Genomic DNA, 454 nt, shown 5'->3' with positions numbered 1-454 from the left:
TAGCATTCACCGCCAACCCCCCAGCCTCGCGCTGGGGAGACCATTCCGGTTGATCCTGCCGGAGGTCATTGCTATTGGAGTCCGATTTAGCCATGCTAGTCGCACGAGTTTAGACTCGTGGCAGATAGCTCAGTAACACGTGGCCAAACTACCCTATAGATCCGGCCAACCTCGGGAAACTGAGGCTAATCCGGAATAACGCTTTCAGCCTGGAGTGGCGAGAGCGTGAAACGCTCCGGCGCTATAGGATGTGGCTGCGGCCGATTAGGTAGACGGTGGGGTAACGGCCCACCGTGCCAGTAATCGGTACGGGTTGTGAGAGCAAGAGCCCGGAGACGGTATCTGAGACAAGATACCGGGCCCTACGGGGCGCAGCAGGCGCGAAACCTTTACACTGCACGCGAGTGCGATAAGGGGACTCCAGGTGCGAGGGCATATAGTCCTCGCTTTTCTC

General features: G+C 58.1%; 1 rRNA gene. It reads left to right on the top strand.

Annotated features, from left to right (window positions below):
- Positions 1 to 42: 42 nt before the first annotated feature.
- Positions 43 to 454, top strand: a 16S ribosomal RNA gene (locus C480_RS00505); the annotation flags it as partial.

Source organism: Natrialba aegyptia DSM 13077, assembly GCF_000337535.1.
In the GTDB taxonomy this organism is placed as follows: Archaea; Halobacteriota; Halobacteria; order Halobacteriales; family Natrialbaceae; genus Natrialba; species Natrialba aegyptia.
Note: the sequence above shows the minus strand (reverse complement) of the source record. Positions and strands in the feature narration are given on the sequence as shown.